This is a genomic window from Microvirga zambiensis WSM3693 (assembly GCF_016735695.1).
Taxonomy (GTDB): Bacteria; Pseudomonadota; Alphaproteobacteria; order Rhizobiales; family Beijerinckiaceae; genus Microvirga; species Microvirga zambiensis.
In genome coordinates this window covers 18,607-37,131 of record NZ_JAERQD010000024.1, presented here as the reverse complement: position 1 = coordinate 37,131, position 18,525 = coordinate 18,607, and the positions used below count along the sequence as shown (strand labels likewise).

General features: G+C 60.5%; 17 protein-coding genes and 3 pseudogenes. 3 read left to right on the top strand and 17 right to left on the bottom strand.

Annotated elements, in window-relative coordinates; all coding sequences use genetic code 11:
* Positions 1-143 precede the first annotated feature (143 nt).
* From JKL46_RS18555 to JKL46_RS18535, 5 genes are read right to left on the bottom strand one after another with little or no spacing between them, the layout of a single operon-like run.
* Positions 144-488 carry a RidA family protein gene (locus tag JKL46_RS18555; protein ID WP_343074077.1) on the bottom strand — a complete coding sequence of 115 codons (345 nt, stop codon included), beginning with the start codon at positions 486-488 and terminating at the stop codon, positions 144-146.
* A gap of 15 nt (positions 489-503) precedes the next feature.
* A complete protein-coding gene (locus JKL46_RS18550) occupies positions 504-2,015 on the bottom strand; it encodes an NAD(P)/FAD-dependent oxidoreductase (RefSeq protein WP_201835731.1) in 1,512 nt (503 codons plus the stop codon).
* Positions 2,012-2,320, bottom strand: coding sequence for a (2Fe-2S)-binding protein (locus JKL46_RS18545; protein ID WP_201835729.1), 309 nt, complete (start codon positions 2,318-2,320; stop codon positions 2,012-2,014). The genes JKL46_RS18550 and JKL46_RS18545 overlap by 4 nt, the downstream gene beginning before the upstream one ends.
* Positions 2,301-3,434, bottom strand: a complete 1,134-nt coding sequence (locus tag JKL46_RS18540; RefSeq protein ID WP_201835728.1) for an NAD(P)/FAD-dependent oxidoreductase — start codon at positions 3,432-3,434, stop codon at positions 2,301-2,303. Before JKL46_RS18540 ends, JKL46_RS18545 begins: the two co-directional genes overlap by 20 nt.
* Positions 3,435-3,490: 56 nt before the next feature.
* A complete protein-coding gene (locus JKL46_RS18535) occupies positions 3,491-4,336 on the bottom strand; it encodes a lysine/arginine/ornithine ABC transporter substrate-binding protein (RefSeq protein ID WP_201835726.1) in 846 nt (281 codons plus the stop codon).
* Positions 4,337-4,426: 90 nt separating this feature from the next.
* On the opposite strand from JKL46_RS18535, the gene JKL46_RS18530 reads away from it, so the two are divergent.
* Positions 4,427-5,383 carry a LysR family transcriptional regulator gene (locus tag JKL46_RS18530; protein ID WP_246529389.1) on the top strand — a complete coding sequence of 319 codons (957 nt, stop codon included), beginning with the start codon at positions 4,427-4,429 and terminating at the stop codon, positions 5,381-5,383.
* A 429-nt stretch (positions 5,384-5,812) separates the two neighbouring features.
* On the opposite strand, the pseudogene JKL46_RS18525 reads toward JKL46_RS18530, so the two are convergent.
* Positions 5,813-6,379 (bottom strand): annotated as a pseudogene (locus JKL46_RS18525) (IS6 family transposase); the annotation flags it as partial.
* A gap of 70 nt (positions 6,380-6,449) precedes the next feature.
* Here JKL46_RS18525 and JKL46_RS18520 point away from each other — a divergent pair.
* Positions 6,450-8,009 (top strand): IS1182 family transposase, encoded by a 1,560-nt coding sequence (locus JKL46_RS18520; protein ID WP_281399894.1) that lies wholly within the window; start codon positions 6,450-6,452, stop codon positions 8,007-8,009.
* Positions 8,010-8,162: 153 nt separating this feature from the next.
* On the opposite strand, the pseudogene JKL46_RS18515 reads toward JKL46_RS18520, so the two are convergent.
* From JKL46_RS18515 to JKL46_RS18475, 9 genes and pseudogenes are all read right to left on the bottom strand, one after another.
* Positions 8,163-8,300, bottom strand: a pseudogene (locus JKL46_RS18515) (IS6 family transposase); the annotation flags it as partial.
* Positions 8,301-8,473: 173 nt separating this feature from the next.
* Positions 8,474-9,448, bottom strand: a complete 975-nt coding sequence (locus tag JKL46_RS18510; RefSeq protein ID WP_201835722.1) for a VOC family protein — start codon at positions 9,446-9,448, stop codon at positions 8,474-8,476.
* Positions 9,449-9,535: 87 nt separating this feature from the next.
* Positions 9,536-10,225, bottom strand: a complete 690-nt coding sequence (locus JKL46_RS18505) for a substrate-binding domain-containing protein (RefSeq protein WP_201835714.1) — start codon at positions 10,223-10,225, stop codon at positions 9,536-9,538.
* A 36-nt stretch (positions 10,226-10,261) separates the two neighbouring features.
* Positions 10,262-10,944, bottom strand: a pseudogene (ligK, locus tag JKL46_RS18500) (4-carboxy-4-hydroxy-2-oxoadipate aldolase/oxaloacetate decarboxylase).
* An 11-nt stretch (positions 10,945-10,955) separates the two neighbouring features.
* Positions 10,956-11,984 (bottom strand): amidohydrolase family protein, encoded by a 1,029-nt coding sequence (locus tag JKL46_RS18495; RefSeq protein ID WP_201835712.1) that lies wholly within the window; start codon positions 11,982-11,984, stop codon positions 10,956-10,958.
* A 298-nt stretch (positions 11,985-12,282) separates the two neighbouring features.
* The gene (locus tag JKL46_RS18490; RefSeq protein WP_201835710.1) at positions 12,283-13,023 is read right to left on the bottom strand and encodes a transporter substrate-binding domain-containing protein; all 741 of its coding nucleotides are present in this window, start codon (positions 13,021-13,023) and stop codon (positions 12,283-12,285) included.
* A gap of 30 nt (positions 13,024-13,053) precedes the next feature.
* Complete coding sequence (locus JKL46_RS18485) at positions 13,054-13,794, bottom strand: hypothetical protein (protein ID WP_201835708.1); 741 nt, start codon at positions 13,792-13,794, stop codon at positions 13,054-13,056.
* A gap of 35 nt (positions 13,795-13,829) precedes the next feature.
* Positions 13,830-15,038 carry an NAD(P)/FAD-dependent oxidoreductase gene (locus JKL46_RS18480; RefSeq protein ID WP_201835706.1) on the bottom strand — a complete coding sequence of 403 codons (1,209 nt, stop codon included), beginning with the start codon at positions 15,036-15,038 and terminating at the stop codon, positions 13,830-13,832.
* A 26-nt stretch (positions 15,039-15,064) separates the two neighbouring features.
* Entirely contained in the window at positions 15,065-15,271 is a 207-nt protein-coding gene (locus JKL46_RS18475) for a rubredoxin (protein WP_201835704.1), read from the bottom strand.
* A gap of 117 nt (positions 15,272-15,388) precedes the next feature.
* Here JKL46_RS18475 and JKL46_RS18470 point away from each other — a divergent pair, with 117 nt between their 5' ends.
* Positions 15,389-16,285, top strand: coding sequence for a LysR family transcriptional regulator (locus tag JKL46_RS18470; protein WP_201835702.1), 897 nt, complete (start codon positions 15,389-15,391; stop codon positions 16,283-16,285).
* Positions 16,286-16,296: 11 nt separating this feature from the next.
* Here the strand turns inward: JKL46_RS18470 and JKL46_RS18465 are convergent, their stop codons facing one another.
* Together JKL46_RS18465 and JKL46_RS18460 are read right to left on the bottom strand one after the other, a co-directional pair.
* Entirely contained in the window at positions 16,297-17,553 is a 1,257-nt protein-coding gene (locus JKL46_RS18465) for an MFS transporter (RefSeq protein ID WP_201835700.1), read from the bottom strand.
* The gene (locus JKL46_RS18460; RefSeq protein WP_201835695.1) at positions 17,540-18,523 is read right to left on the bottom strand and encodes a D-2-hydroxyacid dehydrogenase family protein; all 984 of its coding nucleotides are present in this window, start codon (positions 18,521-18,523) and stop codon (positions 17,540-17,542) included. The genes JKL46_RS18465 and JKL46_RS18460 overlap by 14 nt, the downstream gene beginning before the upstream one ends.
* Positions 18,524-18,525 lie beyond the last annotated feature (2 nt).

Here is an 18,525-nt window from a genome sequence, read left to right as displayed (position 1 = left end):
CGGACAACCGCGGAACGTCCTAGCGAAAGGCCCAGCACCGGAACTTTTACCAGTACGCATGCGACGTGTTCGGGCCTCAGTTCAATACGGGCGCAGCAGTATCGGGTTGATGTGTGGATCCGCCCGACGAGTATTTGTCTGATTTAGCCCGCGGCCGTGATCATGATCTCGACCAGAGTATCTTCGCCAAGATCGGCAACGCCTACAGTGGCCCGGGCAGGGAAATTCTCCGGAGACAGCCATCGCTTCCAGGCCGCATCCATTTCGACTTTTCGGTTGAGATCTGTCAGGAAGATGGTTGCAGACAGCAGACGGGTTTTGTCCGTGCCAGCCGTCATGAGATACTCGTCGAACTTGGCGAGGATCTGTTCCGTCTGCCCCTCTAGTCCAGCCGACATATCGTCGGCGACCGTCCCGCCGACGAAGACAAGTCCGTTGTGCACGACGACGCGATGCATGATTGGCGTTTGAATATGCCGCTCAGTCACTTGGATTTTCCTTGTTTAGTTGACCTTCGAATGGTGTGTGTCGGCCAGGTCGGCCAGGACCGCGACTTTGGCCGCATCCGACTGTGGCAACGAAGCCAGTTCGCGCAGCCTCAGTGGCTTGATCGGGAATCGCAGCCGGTAGTAACCGACCATGTCAGGGCTCGCGCTGCGTTCGTCCGCAATCAGTTCCGTGACGGTCAGCCCGCAGAGCCGGCCCTGGCACGGACCCATGCCGGACCGTAGGAACACCTTCATCTGGTTTGGACCGATCGCGCCCGCGCTTACTGATGCCCGGATCTGGGCGGCGGAGACTTCCTCGCAGCGGCAGACAATGGTCTCAGGATTCTGCGGCACCCGGAACGCCTTGGAAGGTTGGTAGAGGGCATCAAGAAATTCCCGGCCTCGTGTGACTTTCGTGAGCTGGACCTTGAGCGTGGACGCATGCCGATCGCGATCCTCACCGCCGATCAAGCCAAGCCGGATCGCACATCCGAGCCCTGTCAGCTTGCCCTGGAGGGCCGCCGCTTCAGCACCGCGAATTCCCGCACCATCTCCAGCGATCGAAATTCCAGGAATAGAGGTTTCGTACCAATCGTCGACCTGTGGTCGGAAAGTGAGCTGTGTTTCATCCCACACATGCTTGCAGCCGGCCGCATTCGAGAAATTGACATTCGGCACGACACCCTGATGAAGCAGGAGCAGGTCCGCTGGCATGCGATGCTCCTGCCCGCCTGCCGTCCACACAACCTCTTTCAGCTCTCCAGTACCTTCGGCCGACAAGGCCGAGACCCACCGAACCACCTTCGTGCGGCGCAGCACCGTTCGCAGGAGCCGTAATCCTTTGACGACATAGGGCGAGGTCAGGAAGGTCGGCAGGTGGCGCAATGCCTTCAGCCAATTGCGTCTCGGCGTCGTATCGAGAACCGCCGCGACCATCGCGCCAGCTTCGATCAACTGAGCGGCCAGGAGATACAGAAGTGGTCCGGTCCCGGCGATGACCACCCTCCCGTCCGGAATGAGGCCCGATGTCTTCAGCGCGATCTGGGCGGCGCCTGCCGTCATGACCCCGGGCAATGTCCATCCCGCAATCGGAAAGGGTCGTTCAAGGGCACCGGTTGCGAGTACAACCTGTCTGGCGCTGATCAGGCGCGCTGTTCCCCCTGTTGAGACTCCGACCTCATGGCCGATGAACTGGCCCCCTTCATCATTTGCCGGCCCAATGCTCCACGCCGTCGTTGCGGGCGCGTACTGAGCTCCCGAGCGAAGGAATGTTTCGGCAATCTCGCGCCCCTGCCAGTAGCCCTCTCCCAGACGCTGACGATCTGCTGTCTGTGCAAGGAGAATGGACCGGTAGATCTGGCCACCGGGCGTCTGGTTCTCGTCGACCAGGAGCGTCCGCGCTCCAAGGGTCGATACCGTCGTTGCTGCGGACAGCCCGGCAGGCCCAGCACCGATGACGATGACGTCATAGGCATCGGCGAGATTCTTGACCGTATGGGCCGCTTCGCCCCCTGTGATGGATGTCATGGCACCAGCTCCGCCGACAGGACGTGCGGACCCTTCTGTGTTTCGACCGTCATCCCTTCCTGCACGGGGACAAGGCATCCCTGCCGATTGCCGACGCCATCGATCCTGACCAGACATTCGAAGCAGACGCCCATCATGCAATAGGGTCCTCGGGGTGCACCTGAAACAGGCGTCGTGCGGCAGGCACGGATCCCCGCTGCAAGGAGTGCGGCAGCGACGCTGTCGCCCGCCAATGCGGTAATCGGAATTCCGTCGAAAGTAAAAGTCACCGGATCCCTGTTGCGATCAGGCGCACGCCGGAACATGAAACCTCCTGGTTCCGAAGACCGAAATCTCATTCGGGATCACCCCGGCAGCAATCGCCTGCGCTAGATTGTAAGCGTGTTGGGGAGCCAGGGTGACGCCTGAATGGGCCATCGCGACGAAGGCGCCGGGATAGGATTGGGACTGTTCGTAAACAGGGCAGCCGTCCAGCGTCATGACCCGAAGGGCCGACCAGGTTCTGACGACATTCAGGTCCGCCAGCAACGGGAACATCCTGATGGCTCGGTCGGCCATGACGGACGAGATTGCATGATCGATCGTGCGACTTGCACTGTCCGATTCCTCGCTATCGCCGATCATGACGCCGCCCTCGTCGGTCTGGCGAACCGTGACGACCGGATAGTGGAGAAAAGGAGCGGCCTTCTCGGTGACGATGATCTGCCCCCGGCTCGGCTTCATGGGGGCATCGAGCCCCACCATGGGAGCTAACCGGGCATTGCCGAGCCCGGCCGCAAGTACAACCTTCGGAGCCCTGATCTCGCCCCATGCTCCCCTCAGCACGAAGCCTCCGGCGTGAGGCGTGATCGTATCGACCACATAGTTCGCCCGATAGTCGACGTCACCGGTTTTGAAAGCTGCATGCAAAGCCCGAAAGAGCCGGAGCGAGTTCACATGCCCATCCAGAGGACAGTAGATCGCTCCGCTCACGTCAGGACCGATCGCAGGGAGGAGCGTCTTCGTTCGCTCATGATCGAGCACGTCGTAGGGATGTGCCACCGCGCCGGGTTGGTTGTGCAGTCTGTCCAGCCCATCGACATTGGCCTGCAGTTCCCGGTCGGAAAGGCAAAGGGTGAAGCCGCCGGGCTGATCGAGGCCGACATCAATTCCGGTATCGGACTTAAGATCTGAAGCCAGCTGAGGCCAAGCCGCGGCTGCGGCTTTCGTCCAAGCGGTGTAGGCGGGGAAACCTAAACCTTTTCCCTGAACCCAGATCAGGGCGAAGTTCGCTCGCGATGCACGCAGCGCGATGTCGCCCTCATCCAGCACGCAGACGTGCAATCCCTGCCGTGCCAGTCCCCACGCCAGGCACGCACCCATGAGTCCCCCGCCGACAACGACAATGTCGGGCTCCGCGTGTATTCGACTGTCTGCCATTCCTGTCACCCGCTAATGCGGGGCGCTCACGAGCGCCCCGCTGGGCATGATGAGCCTCAGCCTTGAGGCGTGATATTGGTCTTGAACCACTTCATCGAGAGCTTCTGGATCGTGCCGTCCTTGATGGCGCCCTGAATAGCCTCGTCGAAGGCCTTCTTAAGATCAGCCTCATCCTTGCGCAGGCCTACGGCGATGCCAGCGCCGAGCAGGCCACCCGTCAGGGATGGACCCGCGACGGCATAGTCCTTGAAATCAGGCTTCTCGAGGGTGCCGATGATCTGGGCGGCTCCGGCGAAAACAGCATCAATGCGACCGGCCGCGAGGTCGAGGTCGTGCTGCTCCGTGGTTTTGTACTCGCGGATCTCGGCCGTACCCTTCAGGTACTTGTCGGCGAAGTTGGCCTGAATGGTCGAGGTCTGGACGCCAATGGACTTGCCCTTGAGGAGCGGCTTGAGATCCTCGATGGCCTTCTCGGCGGCTGCCTGCTGGGTCGAGAGGTTGAACGATTGACCGGTGCCCGGGAGCTTTGCCAATGGCGCGTCCTTTGCCGTCAGGAATACGCTTGGTGTATCCGCATACGGAATTGAGAAGGTGATTACCTCCTTGCGCTTATCGGTGATCGTCATGCCGGCCATGATGACATCGTACTTCTTGGCCTGGAGCGCCGGGATGATGCCATCCCAGTCCTGGGCCACGATCTCGCACTTGACCTTCATGCGGGCGCACAGGTCGTTGGCGAGGTCGATCTCGAAGCCTTCGAGCTTGCCGCCTGCACCGGTGAAGTTCCACGGGGCATAGGCGCCTTCCGTGGCAATCTTGACCGTTTTCTCCTGTGCTGCTGCTCCGCTCGCGGCCACCAAAACGCTGAGGGTGACAGCCCCCAAGACTCCCAAGGTGTTCATCTTCTCTGATCCTCATCTGGTTTTGAGACCATCCATCCGCCCTGTTCGAGTTGGTCTCTGGTGCTCCACAGGACACAATGATCGGGGTCCTTGCATAACGTCAAATTAGATTTATTCATTTCAGTATGTTTTGACATTATGGTGGGTCGCCGCCCGATGGATATCAGTCCCCGTCAAATCGAAGCCTTCCGCATGGTGATGCTCACGGGCAGCATCACCAGTGCGTCCGAGGCTCTGTTCGTGACCCAGCCAGCGATCAGCCGCCTCATCCAGAGCCTTGAGGGTGCAACGGGTCTTACCCTGTTCGAGAGGCGTGGGAACCACGTTATCCCCACGGCTGAAGCGACGGCACTCCTTGTGGAGGTCGAGCGATCGTTTGTCGGCCTCTCACGCATAGGAGCCTTCGCTCAGGCGCTCCGTGACCAGACGGCCGGCTCACTGCGGATTGCAGCGATGCCAGCACTTGCCGGCAGCATCCTGACCCGATTTGTGGCCCAGTTTTCCACTCGCAGGCCGGGCGTCCATATATCGGTCAGCGGGGTACCGTCTCACCTCGTCATCGATGCGGTAGCAAGTGGTCAGGCTGATTTCGGGTATGCCGATGGACCGCTTGACCGGATCGGGATGGAGATCGAGGCGATACCAGTGGCAGCGGTCGCGATCATGCCACAGGATCACCCTCTGGCGCGGCATGACTGCATTACGCCGGCCGACCTTGAGGGTGAGCGCTTCGTAGGGATCGGTCGAGGCACCCTCTTCCGATCCAGGATCGACACGGCTCTTGCAGGGATCCCACGAACAATCTCGCTCGAAACGCCGCTATCCCATATTGCCTGTCTTCTTGTGGCCGAGGGTGGCGGCATCAGCCTCGTGGATCCTTATTCGGCAGCGGAGTTTTCCGACAATGGCATTGTTGCGAAGCCATTCTCTCCTTTCATCGACGCTGGGTTCGTCGCTTTGCGTTCTCCTCAGCACTCGTCTTCGGCATTGGCGACAACATTCATGCGCGGATTTCGACAGTATGTTGGCAGTTGGACACCTTCGTGATGCTGCTCTGCAGCGTTCTTAAGTACTAGGCTAGAAGTGTTCAAGCCGTTGCACCTGATTGTATCAGGTGTATCAGCAGCCACGTCAGCCCCCTGGGCTGACGGACCCTGTCGCCGAGGCTCCAGCCTGAGGATGGGTTCATGGGCTACTCGTTGTCAGTTTTCTCAGCGGAAAGCCTTTCAACTGTACTCACATAAGATCTGGCCTTGCTCCCACAAGCGCGGTAGCGACGCTCACACGTACACGCCGTGCTCAATCCGTCCAAGCTGCGTGAGGACACGCTCGGCCTTACCGCGGAGCACGAGATCCAAAGGTGTCGTCTGCAAGACTTGGTTATACTCAAGGAGCCACAACAGACCCTCATCGCCATAAGGTTGCGTCGCAAATTCGGAGAAGGGGCAAAAAGTGGGCAGACGCACGGCAGCGCGTTTAGGCAGCGAGCAGATCGAATTGCTCTGCAAGTGACGGCTGCAGTTTATGGGCATACGTCGCCTGTTGTTTGTGCATCATGTGCACCATTTCGATTCCACCCAGGATCACGCGAGCGCTATGGAACGACTTAAACCCGAGCATCGGCCGGATCCGCCGCTTGATCGCCCGATGATCCTGCTCGATCCGATTGTTCAAGTAGGCACTTTGCCGGATCCTGATCGACTTAAATCTGCGCCTTGAATGGTCCTGCAGCCGGCTCACTGCATCACATAACAGGACAGCTTCCCGATTGGTCTGGCTCCCGTCGATGACGATCCGCTCGGGCCGGCCATGCCGCTTGAGTGCCTTGCGCAGGAACCGTCTGGCAGCAGCGAGGTTGCGCCGCTCGCTAAACCAGAATTCGACCGTGTCACCATTGCTGTCGATGGCACGATACAAATATTTCCATTGGCCTCGGACCTTGATGTAGGTTTCATCCACGTGCCATTTCCGGCTGACGCTTCGTTTGTGACGATTGAAGCGCTTGAGCAGCTCAGGCGAGTAACGGACAACCCATCTGTGAACGACGTGTGAGAAAATCCTCTGGGAGCCCGGACGTGCTACACTAGCCGGACCTTCCCAGGGAGATCAGGTGATGGACCCTGTCGATCTGCAGGCCTCAAGTGAGACGGCTCGAGCATTCTGCTCAGATCCATCGCGACAGAAGCGCGTTCGGCTGGTGTGCGCTGATCGCCGGCAGTTGTGTTGGACCATGCTCGACGTCGAGCGATTAGTGGATGAAGACCATCCGGTTCGGGCAATTTGGGAGTTGGTGGGCCGGCTTGATCTGTCAGCCTTTGTAGACCGGATCGGTTCGCTTGAAGGTGGAGCTGGACGCCCCGCCTGCGATCCTCAGCTTTTGGTGAGCTTATGGATCTACGCCTACAGCCGCGGCATCGGCTCGGCGCGAGAGGTCGAGCGACGCTGCGAGCACGATCCCGGCTTTCGCTGGCTGACAGGGCTGCTCATCATCAATCATCACACCCTGTCCGACTTTCGCCTTGCCCACCATGACGCGTTGGACGAGGTCTTCGCGCAGGTTCTCGGGATCTTGAGTGCGGAGGGGCTCATCACCCTGAAGACCGTCATGCACGACGGCACGAAGATCACCGCGCAGGCCGGGCCCAGCTCCTTCAAGCAAGAGGAGCAGATCAAGAGGCATCTGGCTGCGGCCCGGGAGCATCTTGCGGCCATGGGAGATCCGCGCCACGAGGAGGAAACACCGCGGCAGATCGCGGCCCGCGAGCGAGCCCGGCGGGAGCGGGTTGAGCGGCTCGAGCAGGCGCTGATCAATGTCCAGCAGATCACACAGGCCAAGCGCCCCGGCCATGCTCGCGCGAGGCAGCGGCTGACCGGTGTCAGCGCAACCGATCCGGAGGCGCGGATCATGCGGCATGGCGATGGTCACTATGCCTTGAGCTACAACGTCCAAATCTCCACCGATGCAGCCCATGGCATCGCAATCGGCTTGGATGTCGGGCAAGCAGCCCCTGATTACGAGTATCTTGCTCCTGCTGTCGAGCAGATCGAAGAGCGGCTGGGCCAGACACCTGATCAGATGGTGGTAGATGCCGGCTATACCAGCCGCGAGAACATCCTGGCGGCGCACGAGAAGGATGTCGAACTGATCGGACCATGGGTTGAGACCGATGGCCGTGTCCAGCAGCGGTTTGCGCGCGTGGGCGTGACGGATGCCTTTCTGCCCGACAAGTTCCAGTACGATCCAGCCTCGGACACGTACACTTGCCCGGAAGGTAAGCGTCTGACGGCCCGCGACGGCCATGACCGGCCGGGACGAAGGCTGGTGCGGTACCAGGCCAGCAAGACCGATTGTCGGGTCTGCCCCAGCCGCCGGCAGTGCTGCTCGGGCAATCGCACCTATGGGCGCTCGATTGTCGTCACGCATGAGAACCCAGTGGTGAGCGCCTTCCGGAGCCGTCACGCACGTCCCGAAACACGAACCTTGCTGCGTGAGCGTGGGCGCGTGGCGGAGTTGGTCAACGCATGGCTGAAGGAGAAGCTCGATCTCCGGCGCTTCCATGTGCGTGGATTGGCCAAGGTCGGCACCGAAGCGCTCTGGGCAGTGCTGACCTACAACATTCAGCAATGGATCCGGTTGCGCTGGCGCCCGCGCTTCGAAGAGATCAGAACCTGATAGGAGCGAAGCGTCAGGCGCTCAGCTCCAAGCTGCGCTCCTGATGGAACACATTGTCCACTGAATAGTGGCTTGCTCGCTCTTGCCGCCTTCATGAAAGCCAGAGAGTAAACAAGTCTCATCGCATCCGCCGAAGCGATTTTCTCACAGGTCGTGAACAGTCGCATGATCGACGGAGATGCCGCGCTCGGCCATCATCTCTTCCAAATTCCGGAGGCTGAGGTTGTACGCTAAATACCACCGCACGCAGAGCAGAATCACCGATCGATCGAAATGCCTGCCCTTGAACATGCTGCCCCCTTCCCTGAAGCCCGGGAGGCTGTAGCTGAAACTCTGAAACAAAACGTTTGCGACACATCCCTCGTTGCCGGTCTCTACGGGTTGACGCGAACCAGCCGAACGTCCGCCCCGCGCCTCATGCCATGACCCGGGGATACGACCTGGGCGCCAATCATCGCTTCTTCTTAAGGCTGTTTCTTTGATGACGGTGGGGTTCCGTGCGTGTGGAACGTCTCAATCGTCTTCAGCCCCCACGCCTGGCCCTTCTTGCGGTCAGCCTCGGTCCAGACGATGGGCTCCCAGTCGGGAGCAAGGATCAGCCGCGCTCCTGCATTGGCCAGCTCCACCCGGTTGCCCGCCGGCTCCCAGACATAGAGAAAAAAGGTGTTCTGGATCGCATGCTTGTGCGGTCCGGTCTCGATATGCACCCCGTTCTCAAGAAAGATGTCGGCGGCACGCAGGATGTCCTCGCGGGTGTCGGTCGCATAGGTGACATGGTGTAGCCGACCATGTCCGCCGCCATGCTCCTCGGTACAGGCGAGGTCGTACGTCTTGTTGTTGACCGTGAACCAGCAGCCGCCGATCCGACCGTTGTCGAGGCGGATCATTTCTGTCACGCGGGAGCCGAGACAGGTTTCCATGAAGCGGCGAAACTCGGTCACATCCCCCGCCAGGAGGTTGATGTGATCAATCCGGCGCGGGGCGGCGCCCGTGCCGTGGAAACGGCTTGCGTTGTTCTTCAACGCCGGACGGTCATGATCATCGGGTTGGTACTTCACAGTGTCCCAGTAGATCTCGAACACATGGCCAAACGGGTCCTCAAACTGGAACGCACGGCCATGGCCCAGGTCGCCATCAGTCCAGCCGTGGGCCTTGTACCCTGAGGCTTCGATCACCTTGACACGTCGCGCCAGCGCCTCGGGGCTCGCGGCCCGGTAGGCGACATGGCCAATCCCGGTGGTGTGGTGACGCGTCAGCTTCAGGGTGTGGAACTCATAATCATCCCAGGCTCTGAGGTAGGCGCTGGTCTCGTCGCGACCCGAAAGGGTCAACCCATACACCCGGGTAAAAAAGTCGAGGCTTTCCTCGAAGCGATCTGTGTAGACCTCGACGTGCGCGAGATGTGCGATGTCGAAGGACGGGTTCGTGGGATGGCTCATGTATATCCTGACTCGTGTAGTCCCTATGGTACGGGGAAGAAGCAGCCTGGGTCCGGAGTGGGATGCTGCGACGCTATTCTGCCGCGATCATGCGGGCTCCATCCCATGCTGGCGTTTGGCCGCCTCTGCCTCAGGTGAGGTCAGGTAGGTGATCAATGCTCGCGTCTGCTCAGACTGGGTCGACACCGTAGCAACGCCTGCCGTGAACACAGTCATCGCCTGGATCTCAGAGGGCAAGGGACCGACTACTTCGATTCCGGGGACGTGCAGCAACTCGCTGAGCTGCTGGAACCCGAGGTCCGCCTCTCCTTGCGCCAGCATCGTGCCGACCGGCACACCAGGAGGGGCTTGGACGAGGCGCTGCGACACTGATCCGGTAAGGCCCCAGCGCTCAATGAGCTGCAGGAGGTGATCCCCGCTCGGCCCCGTCGAGTAGCAGATTCTGTCGGCTGCCAGGATGGCCTGCTTCACGCCGTCCTCATTGTCGATGCGGGGGTGCGCTGGGCCCGAGCGGATTGCCATCGCCATGCCGGAGCGCGCAAAGCTTGCGCGGGATCCTGGGACAATGTGCCCCTCGGCTTCCAGCTTCTCCATTACGCCCGACGCCAGAATGATCACGTCCGTTGCTTCGCCCGTCCGAACCAGGCGAGCCGCTTCCACCCCGCCCATCGATCTGATGTCTATCCGGGTTCCGGTCCGCTGCTCATACAATCCGGCAAGATCCACTAGGATCTGGCGGGTTGCCATGGACGAAAGGCCGGTGAGCTGCTGGGTCATGTCCTACTCCAGTTCATCGAATACACCTGACCGAACTCAGTCGATGTATTTCAGCCCGGCTTTGGCCAGCGGCTCGCGCATCTGGTACAGGTCAAGCCCAAGCACACCGGAGGCCAGTGTCTCGCGCTTGCTGCCCTCGTTCGCCTCGCGCGCCGCCGCCGCGTCTGCCGTCTTTCGCACCCAGGCGGCAGGCACGACAACCACGCCATCGTCATCCGCCACGATGGCATCGCCCGGTTCCACCGCCGCGCCTGCGCAGACGATCGGGATGTTCACCGAGCCCAGCGTCGCCTTGACCGTGCCCTTGGCCGAGACGCACTTGCTCCAGACCGGAAAGCCCATCTCGGTCAGCGTCTTCACGTCGCGCACCCCGGCATCGATGATGAGCGCCCTCGCCCCTCGCGCCTTGAAGCTGGTGGCCAGCAGATCGCCGAAGTAGCCGTCGGTAGCCTCAGCCGTGATTGCCGCTACGACGATGTCGCCGGACTGGATCTGCTCGGCCATCACATGCAGCATCCAGTTGTCGCCCGGGGGCAGCAGCACGGTCACAGCCGTGCCGGAGATCTGTGCGCCGGCATAGATCGGCCGCATGTACGGCTTCATGAGCCCCACGCGCCCATTGCCTCGTGTACGGTGGCGGCGCCGTATTGCGCCAGCCGGTCGACAGCCGCACGGTCGGCGCGGGTGATGGTCCGTCTGACGATTCCCAGTTCGGTCATGAGATTCTCCTTCAGAGTCCACGCACCTTCAGGGCACTGTCTAGGCGTGGGTAGACGCGGCGGGCATTGCCCTCGTAGACCTTGTAGCGGTCTTCCGAACTCAGAGTCTGCGTCGCCTCGATGTAGCGTTTGGTGTCATCGAAGTGATGCCCCGTCTCGGGATCGATTCCGCGCACGGCGCCGATCATCTCGCTAGCAAACAGGATGTTGTCGACCGGGATCGCCGTGGTCAGCAGGTCAATGCCCGGCTGGTGATAGACGCAGGTATCGAAGAAGACGTTCTTGAGCAGGTGCTCGCGCAGTTCCGGCTTCTTGAGGGCCTGGGCCAGGCCCCGGTACCTGCCCCAGTGGTAGGGGGCAGCACCGCCGCCATGCGGGATGACGAAGCGCAGGGACGGGAAGTCCTTGAACAGGTCACCCTCGATGAGCTGCATCACGGCGGTCGTGTCGGCGTTGATGTAGTGCGCGCCCGTGGTGTGAAAGCAGGCATTGCAGCTCGTCGATACGTGGATCATGGCGGGAATGTCGAACTCCACCATCTTCTCATAGATCGGATACCAGTGCCGGTCGGTTAGCGACGGGCTCTTCCAGTAGCCGCCGGTCGGATCGGGGTTGAGGTTGATGCCGACAAACCCGTATTCCTTCACGCACTTCTCAAGCTCGGGGAGGCAGGTCTTCGGATCGACGCCGGGGCTCTGCGGCAGCATGGCCGCGCCGATGAAGTTGTTCGGGAAGAGCTGTGAGACCCGGAAGCAGAGCTCGTTGCAGATCGCGGCCCATTCCGAGGAGATGGAGAAGTCGCCGATGTGATGCGCCATGAAGCTAGCGCGCGGACTGAAGATCGTCAGGTCGAGCCCCCGCTCCCGCATCAGTCGGAGCTGGTTGGTCTCGATCGACTGGCGCAGTTCGTCGTCGCTGATCTTGAGCTCGGAGGGCTCAGGTCTCTCGGCCGAACGGTGGATGTTGGCGACCTGGCGGTTGCGCCAGTCCTCCAGCGCCTTCGGGGCCGTCGTGTAGTGACCGTGGCAGTCGATGATCATCAGGCCCCTCCATCGGGAATGCTTAAGGTATCGCGTGAAGTCTGGTCGCAATTCTGAGCTACAAGTGATTGGCCTAAACCTTTGATCAACATACGCGGCTTAGGGGTGACGATGTTGCTTCGCGTACAGCGCATTCTCTTGTGTCCACTGGACTGGCTGGGCAACCGCACTCCCAGGCTTACGATCGTTCGAGACAATGCATCTGGTGCGATTGCAGAGAACGGTTCTCCTGCGCTGATCCGAGCTTTCCAAGGCGTACAGGAGTCAATTCGACCGATATCGGCGTTTCCTGTATGCCCTACGCTGCGGGTACGGTCACATCGGCATGTCCATTTGCTGCGAGCGATCTGCTCACCATTCCCGACGCCTTCATTTCCTTGACAAAAGTTCTTACGAACCGAGCTGCAGTAGGTTTAAGCACGCTGACCCCCATGGCCTGCGGGATAGCCATGAAAGGCTCCGCCATCACCTCAAACCCTGGATGCTCCACCGCCACTTTCTGCATAGCCTGGCGTACCCCACCGAGGCCGTCGAGTTCACCTGCGTCGAGAGATGAAACCGCATCTCCAAAGCTGGAGAAGCGGATGAGTTTGCCTCCCTGACCGGTACGGGTAAGATGCAACTCATATGCACTTCCTTTCACGACGCCGATCTTCAACTGCTGCACATCGACATCGCTCGGTGTTCGAGCAGCCGAGCCGCGGCGGAGGAGATAGGCTCCTTCTATCAGCACATATGGATCGCTATACGCAATTTGCTCGGCCCGTTTGGGATCGATGGCCAGAAAGCAGATGTCCCATTCACCAGATCCAGCACCGTCGGAGACCGCCTCTGCCTTATCGTAATGCCGAAATTCGATGGGAAGATCGAGCCGCCGAGCGAGCTCCCGCGCCAGATCTACCGATACGCCGCTCGGAGTGTCCTCCGAAAGGCCCCGGCGCACTAGAACCACGTTGCCGTGATTCAAAGCGCATCGCAACGTTCCCGATGGTGCGAGCTCCTGCCGCAGAAGATCGAGATCATTATCCTGCTGTGCCATTCCATTCCCCTCCGAGCACGTTGTGCATGATTAGATAGATTGCATCCAATCGTCTTCGCTCGGAAATTGCGTGACCATGACCTCGACGCCGCCGTCTCCCGCCAGCAGCATGGGAGCCTCATCCGTCGAACGCACGAAGACCAACGAGTACGGAGTGTAGGTTTGCCCGTCGAGGAGGAGAGATCCATTGAGGACGATAAGATACTGCCCTCCGGATTTGCTTGGGTCCGGGGCCTGAACGGTCATGGAAGGGCCAAGGCGTATAACCTTGACGTTCATTCCATCGTCGCCTGGCTGTTCCTCAATAATGGTATCGATAGAGACGGTCGTGCGATCACGAAGGACTGGCTCGATGGAGAGCGCGACCGGCGGCGAAACACGGTGCCGCCGTTTTGTGGGCTTCAGTTTCTCGCGAACGTTCGGCGTCGTGAGGTACACCAGACCCGCATCCGTCTTGCTGCGCAGCGTCAGATAGGACAGCCCTTGCTCTCCGGCGATCAATGGGCCGTAGCCGGTGTGGTGATCAGCGTAGTGGACGGTGATCAGATGCACTTGGTCCCGCCCGATAGTGCCGCTGCCTGCGATGAAGACCTGGAACTGATCGACGATATGGAAATGCGAATCCAGCTTCTGATGCGCATTCAAGTCCAGGCGAAACGCTTGTGGGTCCGGTGTCGCGATATCCGAATTCTTGCCGAAGAGGTTGATTTTCCAGGATTGCCCCCTGCGAAAGCGTTTTAGCTCGTTTTCGGCATATGAACTCGCCTGCATGTTCTTTCTCCCATTGAATAATGCGCCGCCTCACCTCAGTGACGAGGCGGAGGGAATTCCACGTTCAATGCGGTTGCAAGCCCATCGCGATCCGTCCCGATCAGATCCTGCAGCATCATGAACTGACGTGCGGCGTTGACGGATTGCACGGATACGAGCCGACCATCCTTCAGACCGAGGACTGAGAAGGCACCGCTCGTGGGGCCTTTCAGGACGGCCTCGGCTTCGGATTTGTGAACGTCGCCTGCCATCTGGATCTGGATCTCGGCCTGATGAGACCAGTATCGCGGCGCGCGCCGTGTCGGCATGGGGGCGCCCGTAATCGAGGCCGCGACGATCTTGGCCTGGTCCTGGCCCGGATTGACAGCTTCGTAACGGACATGGTGACCGAGGTCCACATTGAACCATGAAGCACAATCGCCAATCGCATAGATCGCGCGGTCTTCGATCTGTCCCTGGTGAGAGGTCAGAATGCCACTCTCCACCGACAAGCCCGCTCGGCGTGCAAGTTGATCGTTCGGGACAATGCCGATCGCCGCAACAACCAGATCTGCCTCGATCGTTTCGCCATGGCCGAAGGAGACAATATTCGTATTGCGGTCGTCGTTCCGCCGGATGGACGCGACGGGTGAAGCCAACTTCACTTCCAAGCCTCTCGCCCGATGGCGGTCAAGGAGATAACCGGCGATCGAGCGGCTCACCGTCCGCTCCATCAGCCGTTCGCCTGCCTCAACCAGAGTGGTGCGTATTCCCTTGCTGACGGCCAAGGCCGCAACCTCAAGGCCGATCAGTCCGCCGCCGATGACGGCGAGCGTCCGTGCACGCGACATACGCGAGCTCAGCTGGATGAAATCGTCGTGCGTTCTCAGGTAGAATGCCGCACCCTGAGGATCGACCTCCAGCGGCAGCCGTCGCGGCTCGGCGCCACAGGCGAATATCAGCGTGTCGTACTCATACCGCCGGCCGTCCGTTGCAACTGCATTCCGGTTCTCGGTATCGACATTGGCGATCGTCATTCCTCGCTCAAGATCGATCCGGTTTGTCCTGTAGAAAGTCTCCGGGCGCAGGAGTGCCGGCGAATACTCTTCAGCTGACAACGCTTCTTTCGACAGCGGCGGGCGATGGTAGGGCAGTGCCTCCTCACGGCTGACGACCGTGAGCGCGCCCTCGTAGCCGAATCCGCGTAAGGCAGCTGCCGCAGCGATACCAGAATGGGACGCACCAAGGATCAAAACGCCTGACATTGCAATCACCCAGTCGTTGTCGACAATCAGCCCACGACGATCATGTCGAACTCGCTCTTGCGCGCTCCGCATTCCGGGCACATCCAATCATCCGGCACGTCTTCCCAGCGTGTCCCCGGCGCCACGCCGCCATCGGGATCGCCCAGCGACTCGTCATATCGAAAGCCGCACAGAACGCATTCCCAGATCCGAAAGCCGTCCTTGCGCGCAATATCCTCCGACGCGTCAATCATCTGCACCTCCCGGGATGAATTTAGTTGAACGGAGGCTATGGCATATGCTCTGTTATCGCCAGATGTTCTGCATGACTATCAGACATAGCAAACCGGCATATCGGAATAGGAAACGCGATGGACATACGCCAGCTGAGTTATTTCGTCCGTGTTGCTGAGCTTGGCAGTTTCAGCCGTGCGTCCACCTTCCTTCACGTTGCTCAGCCCGCCCTGAGCCGGCAGATCCACAATCTCGAAGTCGAGCTGAAGGAACGGCTTCTGATCCGTAACGGCAGAGGGGTTGAGCCAACCGAGGCTGGCGAGCGACTTTTAAGCAACGCGCGCGGCATTCTTCGGCAAATCGAGCGCACTTATGAGGATATCGAGAATGCGCGAACCGGCAAGTCTGGCAGGGTAGCAATCGGTCTGCCGGCGACAATCTCCGTCGCGATCGCGACCGCGCTCATTCGCCGTCTTCGTGAGGAGTTATCGGACGCCCAAGTCACATTGGTCCACGGACGCTCCAGCCAGTTGCAGGAGTGGTTGCTATCGGGACGTCTCGACATGGTCATTATGTTCGACGCGCCCTCCTCGCCAATGCTCGAGGTCACGGATCTGGTGGAGGAGGAGTTGTATATCGTCGGCGCGGAGGGAGCCTTCGACGATAGCGGACCAGTTCGGCTCGAAGCCCTGGCCTCCCTGCCGATGATCGTTGCCTGCCGGCCCAACAGCACAAGAGTCTTGCTCGATTCCGAACTGGCGCGCCTTGGTCAGAAGCTGAACCTTGTCTTTGAGCTTGATCCCCTCGACACGATGTTCGACCTTGTCCGAGACGGTTACGGATTTACCGTGGCGTCGATCCGCACCATGGAGTCAAAAGGCGCAGGAGCAGGCCTGGCCGTACGGAAAATCGTCGGGCCGGAACTGGTCCTTGCGATTCAGCTCGTCCAACCCGCGCGCCGGGTCAACAACAGACTGCAGGAGGCTGCCTTCCGCATCCTTAAGGATCTCAGCCTCAAGCTTCTGCGTAAATAGGAGCGGATCGGCTAGAGACCGGATCCGAACCGCTTCGCCGAGGGTAGGAACACCAATGCCACCAGCAACATGATGCTGCCGCTCGCGATGGCCGGCACGGTCAGATTAAACAGGTCTGAGGCGAAGCCGAGCATCAGGGCACCGAGTGAAGGGCTAGCCCTGAAAAGCAGGCCATGGGCACTGAGTGCCCGCCCCCGCATAGCCGGCGGAGCCCGGAGCTGGACGAAGGTCTGCGTTCCAATAAGGGCAAGTGAGGTGAAGAATCCCATTGCCATCGCGCAGGACGACAGAAGCCAGACGTGAGGAGCAAGGGCGAAGGCGATGACGGCAATCGCCGAGAGCAGCCAGGACAGGATGATCTGCTGAGGGAGCCGGCTCGCGACAAGGTACATCCCCATGCTGAACCCCGCCAGAATCGATCCCAGAGCCATCGTCGATGTCAGAACTGCAAGCCCCGTGGCAGCCTGAGAGAACTGCTCGGCGGCGAAGGCTGGAAGCATTTCCGCCACAGAACGGATCGTAACGCCCCCGACCAGCAACAGGAACAGCATGACACGCATGCCGGGATCGGCGAGCAGATAGCGAAAGCCGGCAATGATGTCGGCGAGCATGTTTCGGCCAAAGGCTTGCTCGGTGCTCCGAACCGTCGCGATGATGCCGAGTGTCGCGACGAAAATCGCGGTGACGATCGCGTTCAGAAGGAAGACCCAGGCGACGTCGAAACGCACGACCATCAAGCCGGCAATGGCGGGCCCAACGAGCCTAGCGAGATTGACATTCATCGAATTGATCGCGACTGCGGCGGGAATATCTTCCCGCGCCACAAGATCCTGGACGAGCGCCAGACGTGCCGGCTGGCTCAACGCAATCACGCATCCCTGCAGCGCAACGAGGGCGATCAGCACGGGGAGGCTTAGAAAGCCGCAGACGATCAGAATTGTCATCAGGACTGCAATCCCCGTGAGAATGGCCTGACAGATCCGGTTGAGTCTCAGCGGATCCCATCGGTCCGCAGCCGCACCGGCGAACGGCCCGATAAAGACGGTCGGCAGAAGATCGGCGGCAGCCAGAATTCCGAGCCAGAAGGTCGACTCCGTCATGTTCCAGACCAGGAGGCTGCAGCCGATCCGCTGCATCCAAGTACCGAGGAGCGACACGCAATTGCCTGCCGAATAGATCGCGAACTGCCCTCTCGTCAAAAGCCGGACGATCGGCGAAGCACCGATACGGGAACCCAGCCTTCGCAGGAGCTTTCTAAGGCGTGGCATCGACAGGCATGTTGACGACCCGCTCGGGCCTGCCGTCGAGAAAAGCCTCGATCAGACGAATAGCATCCCCGTAATAGGTGCCCAACATCTCCCTGGTGAAATAGCCGAGATGCGGCGTGATCACGACGTTGGGCAAGCTGCGGAAAGGATGGTCTACGGGCAACGGCTCCTGCTCGTAGACGTCGAGACCTGCTCCGGCGATCGATCCTGCCCTCAGAACATCGACGAGGGCCTTCTCATCGACGATCGCGCCGCGTGCCGTGTTGACGAGAAAAGCGGTCGGCTTCATGGCGCGCAGTTCCGGAGCGCCCACGATGCCGCGCGTACGATCGCTCAAAGCGAGATGGATCGTCACCACATCGCTCGTGGCGAAGAGTTCCTCCTTCGAGACGCGGCGGGCGCCGGCAGCTGCGGCCTGCTCGTCTGTCATGTTCTGGCTCCAGGCCTGAACCGTCATGCCGAACACTTTTCCAATCTCGGCGACCCGGCGGCCGAGGCCGCCGAGGCCCAGGATGCCGAGAGTCTTTCCGCCGAGCGCGGTTCCCGCTTGATGCTGCCACTCCCCTTGCCTCATCATCCGGTCCTCGGAGGAGATGTGACGGGCAAGAGACAGGATAAGTCCCCAGACGAGCTCGGCGACACCCCCGCTCCCGGCTCCACTAACGGGGGTGTTGGAAACCGTGACGCCATGGGCAGCCGCCGCGGCGACATCGACCGTGTCGTATCGCTTGCCCGTTACCACGATGTACTTCAGACGCGGAAGGCGTTCGATCAGCGAAGCCGGTATCGGCATCCGCTCCCGCAGGGTGCAGATGATGTCGAAGTCGGCAAGTTCCCTCGCCGCCTCCTCCGGCACGGAGAGCGGCCTGCTGAACACGACCACATTGGCGCGGGCCTTCAGAGGTTCCCAGTCGGCGACCGTTTGAGAGACGCCGATATAATCGTCGAGAACGGCGATATTCAACCTCATCG

What these genes read in the sequence shown, in the direction of transcription:
- JKL46_RS18550 (WP_201835731.1), bottom strand. Translation starts at nt 2,015, where the DNA reads ATGACATCCATCACAGGGGGCGAAGCGGCCCATACGGTCAAGAATCTC.
- JKL46_RS18460 (WP_201835695.1), bottom strand. Translation starts at nt 18,523, where the DNA reads ATGAGGTTGAATATCGCCGTTCTCGACGATTATATCGGCGTCTCTCAA.
- JKL46_RS18470 (WP_201835702.1), top strand. Translation starts at nt 15,389, where the DNA reads ATGGACATACGCCAGCTGAGTTATTTCGTCCGTGTTGCTGAGCTTGGC.
- JKL46_RS18475 (WP_201835704.1), bottom strand. Translation starts at nt 15,271, where the DNA reads ATGATTGACGCGTCGGAGGATATTGCGCGCAAGGACGGCTTTCGGATC.
- JKL46_RS18480 (WP_201835706.1), bottom strand. Translation starts at nt 15,038, where the DNA reads ATGTCAGGCGTTTTGATCCTTGGTGCGTCCCATTCTGGTATCGCTGCG.
- JKL46_RS18495 (WP_201835712.1), bottom strand. Translation starts at nt 11,984, where the DNA reads ATGATCATCGACTGCCACGGTCACTACACGACGGCCCCGAAGGCGCTG.
- JKL46_RS18510 (WP_201835722.1), bottom strand. Translation starts at nt 9,448, where the DNA reads ATGAGCCATCCCACGAACCCGTCCTTCGACATCGCACATCTCGCGCAC.
- JKL46_RS18485 (WP_201835708.1), bottom strand. Translation starts at nt 13,794, where the DNA reads ATGCAGGCGAGTTCATATGCCGAAAACGAGCTAAAACGCTTTCGCAGG.
- JKL46_RS18520 (WP_281399894.1), top strand. Translation starts at nt 6,450, where the DNA reads ATGGACCCTGTCGATCTGCAGGCCTCAAGTGAGACGGCTCGAGCATTC.
- JKL46_RS18535 (WP_201835726.1), bottom strand. Translation starts at nt 4,336, where the DNA reads ATGAACACCTTGGGAGTCTTGGGGGCTGTCACCCTCAGCGTTTTGGTG.
- JKL46_RS18545 (WP_201835729.1), bottom strand. Translation starts at nt 2,320, where the DNA reads ATGTTCCGGCGTGCGCCTGATCGCAACAGGGATCCGGTGACTTTTACT.
- JKL46_RS18490 (WP_201835710.1), bottom strand. Translation starts at nt 13,023, where the DNA reads ATGGCACAGCAGGATAATGATCTCGATCTTCTGCGGCAGGAGCTCGCA.
- JKL46_RS18465 (WP_201835700.1), bottom strand. Translation starts at nt 17,553, where the DNA reads ATGCCACGCCTTAGAAAGCTCCTGCGAAGGCTGGGTTCCCGTATCGGT.
- JKL46_RS18540 (WP_201835728.1), bottom strand. Translation starts at nt 3,434, where the DNA reads ATGGCAGACAGTCGAATACACGCGGAGCCCGACATTGTCGTTGTCGGC.
- JKL46_RS18505 (WP_201835714.1), bottom strand. Translation starts at nt 10,225, where the DNA reads ATGACCCAGCAGCTCACCGGCCTTTCGTCCATGGCAACCCGCCAGATC.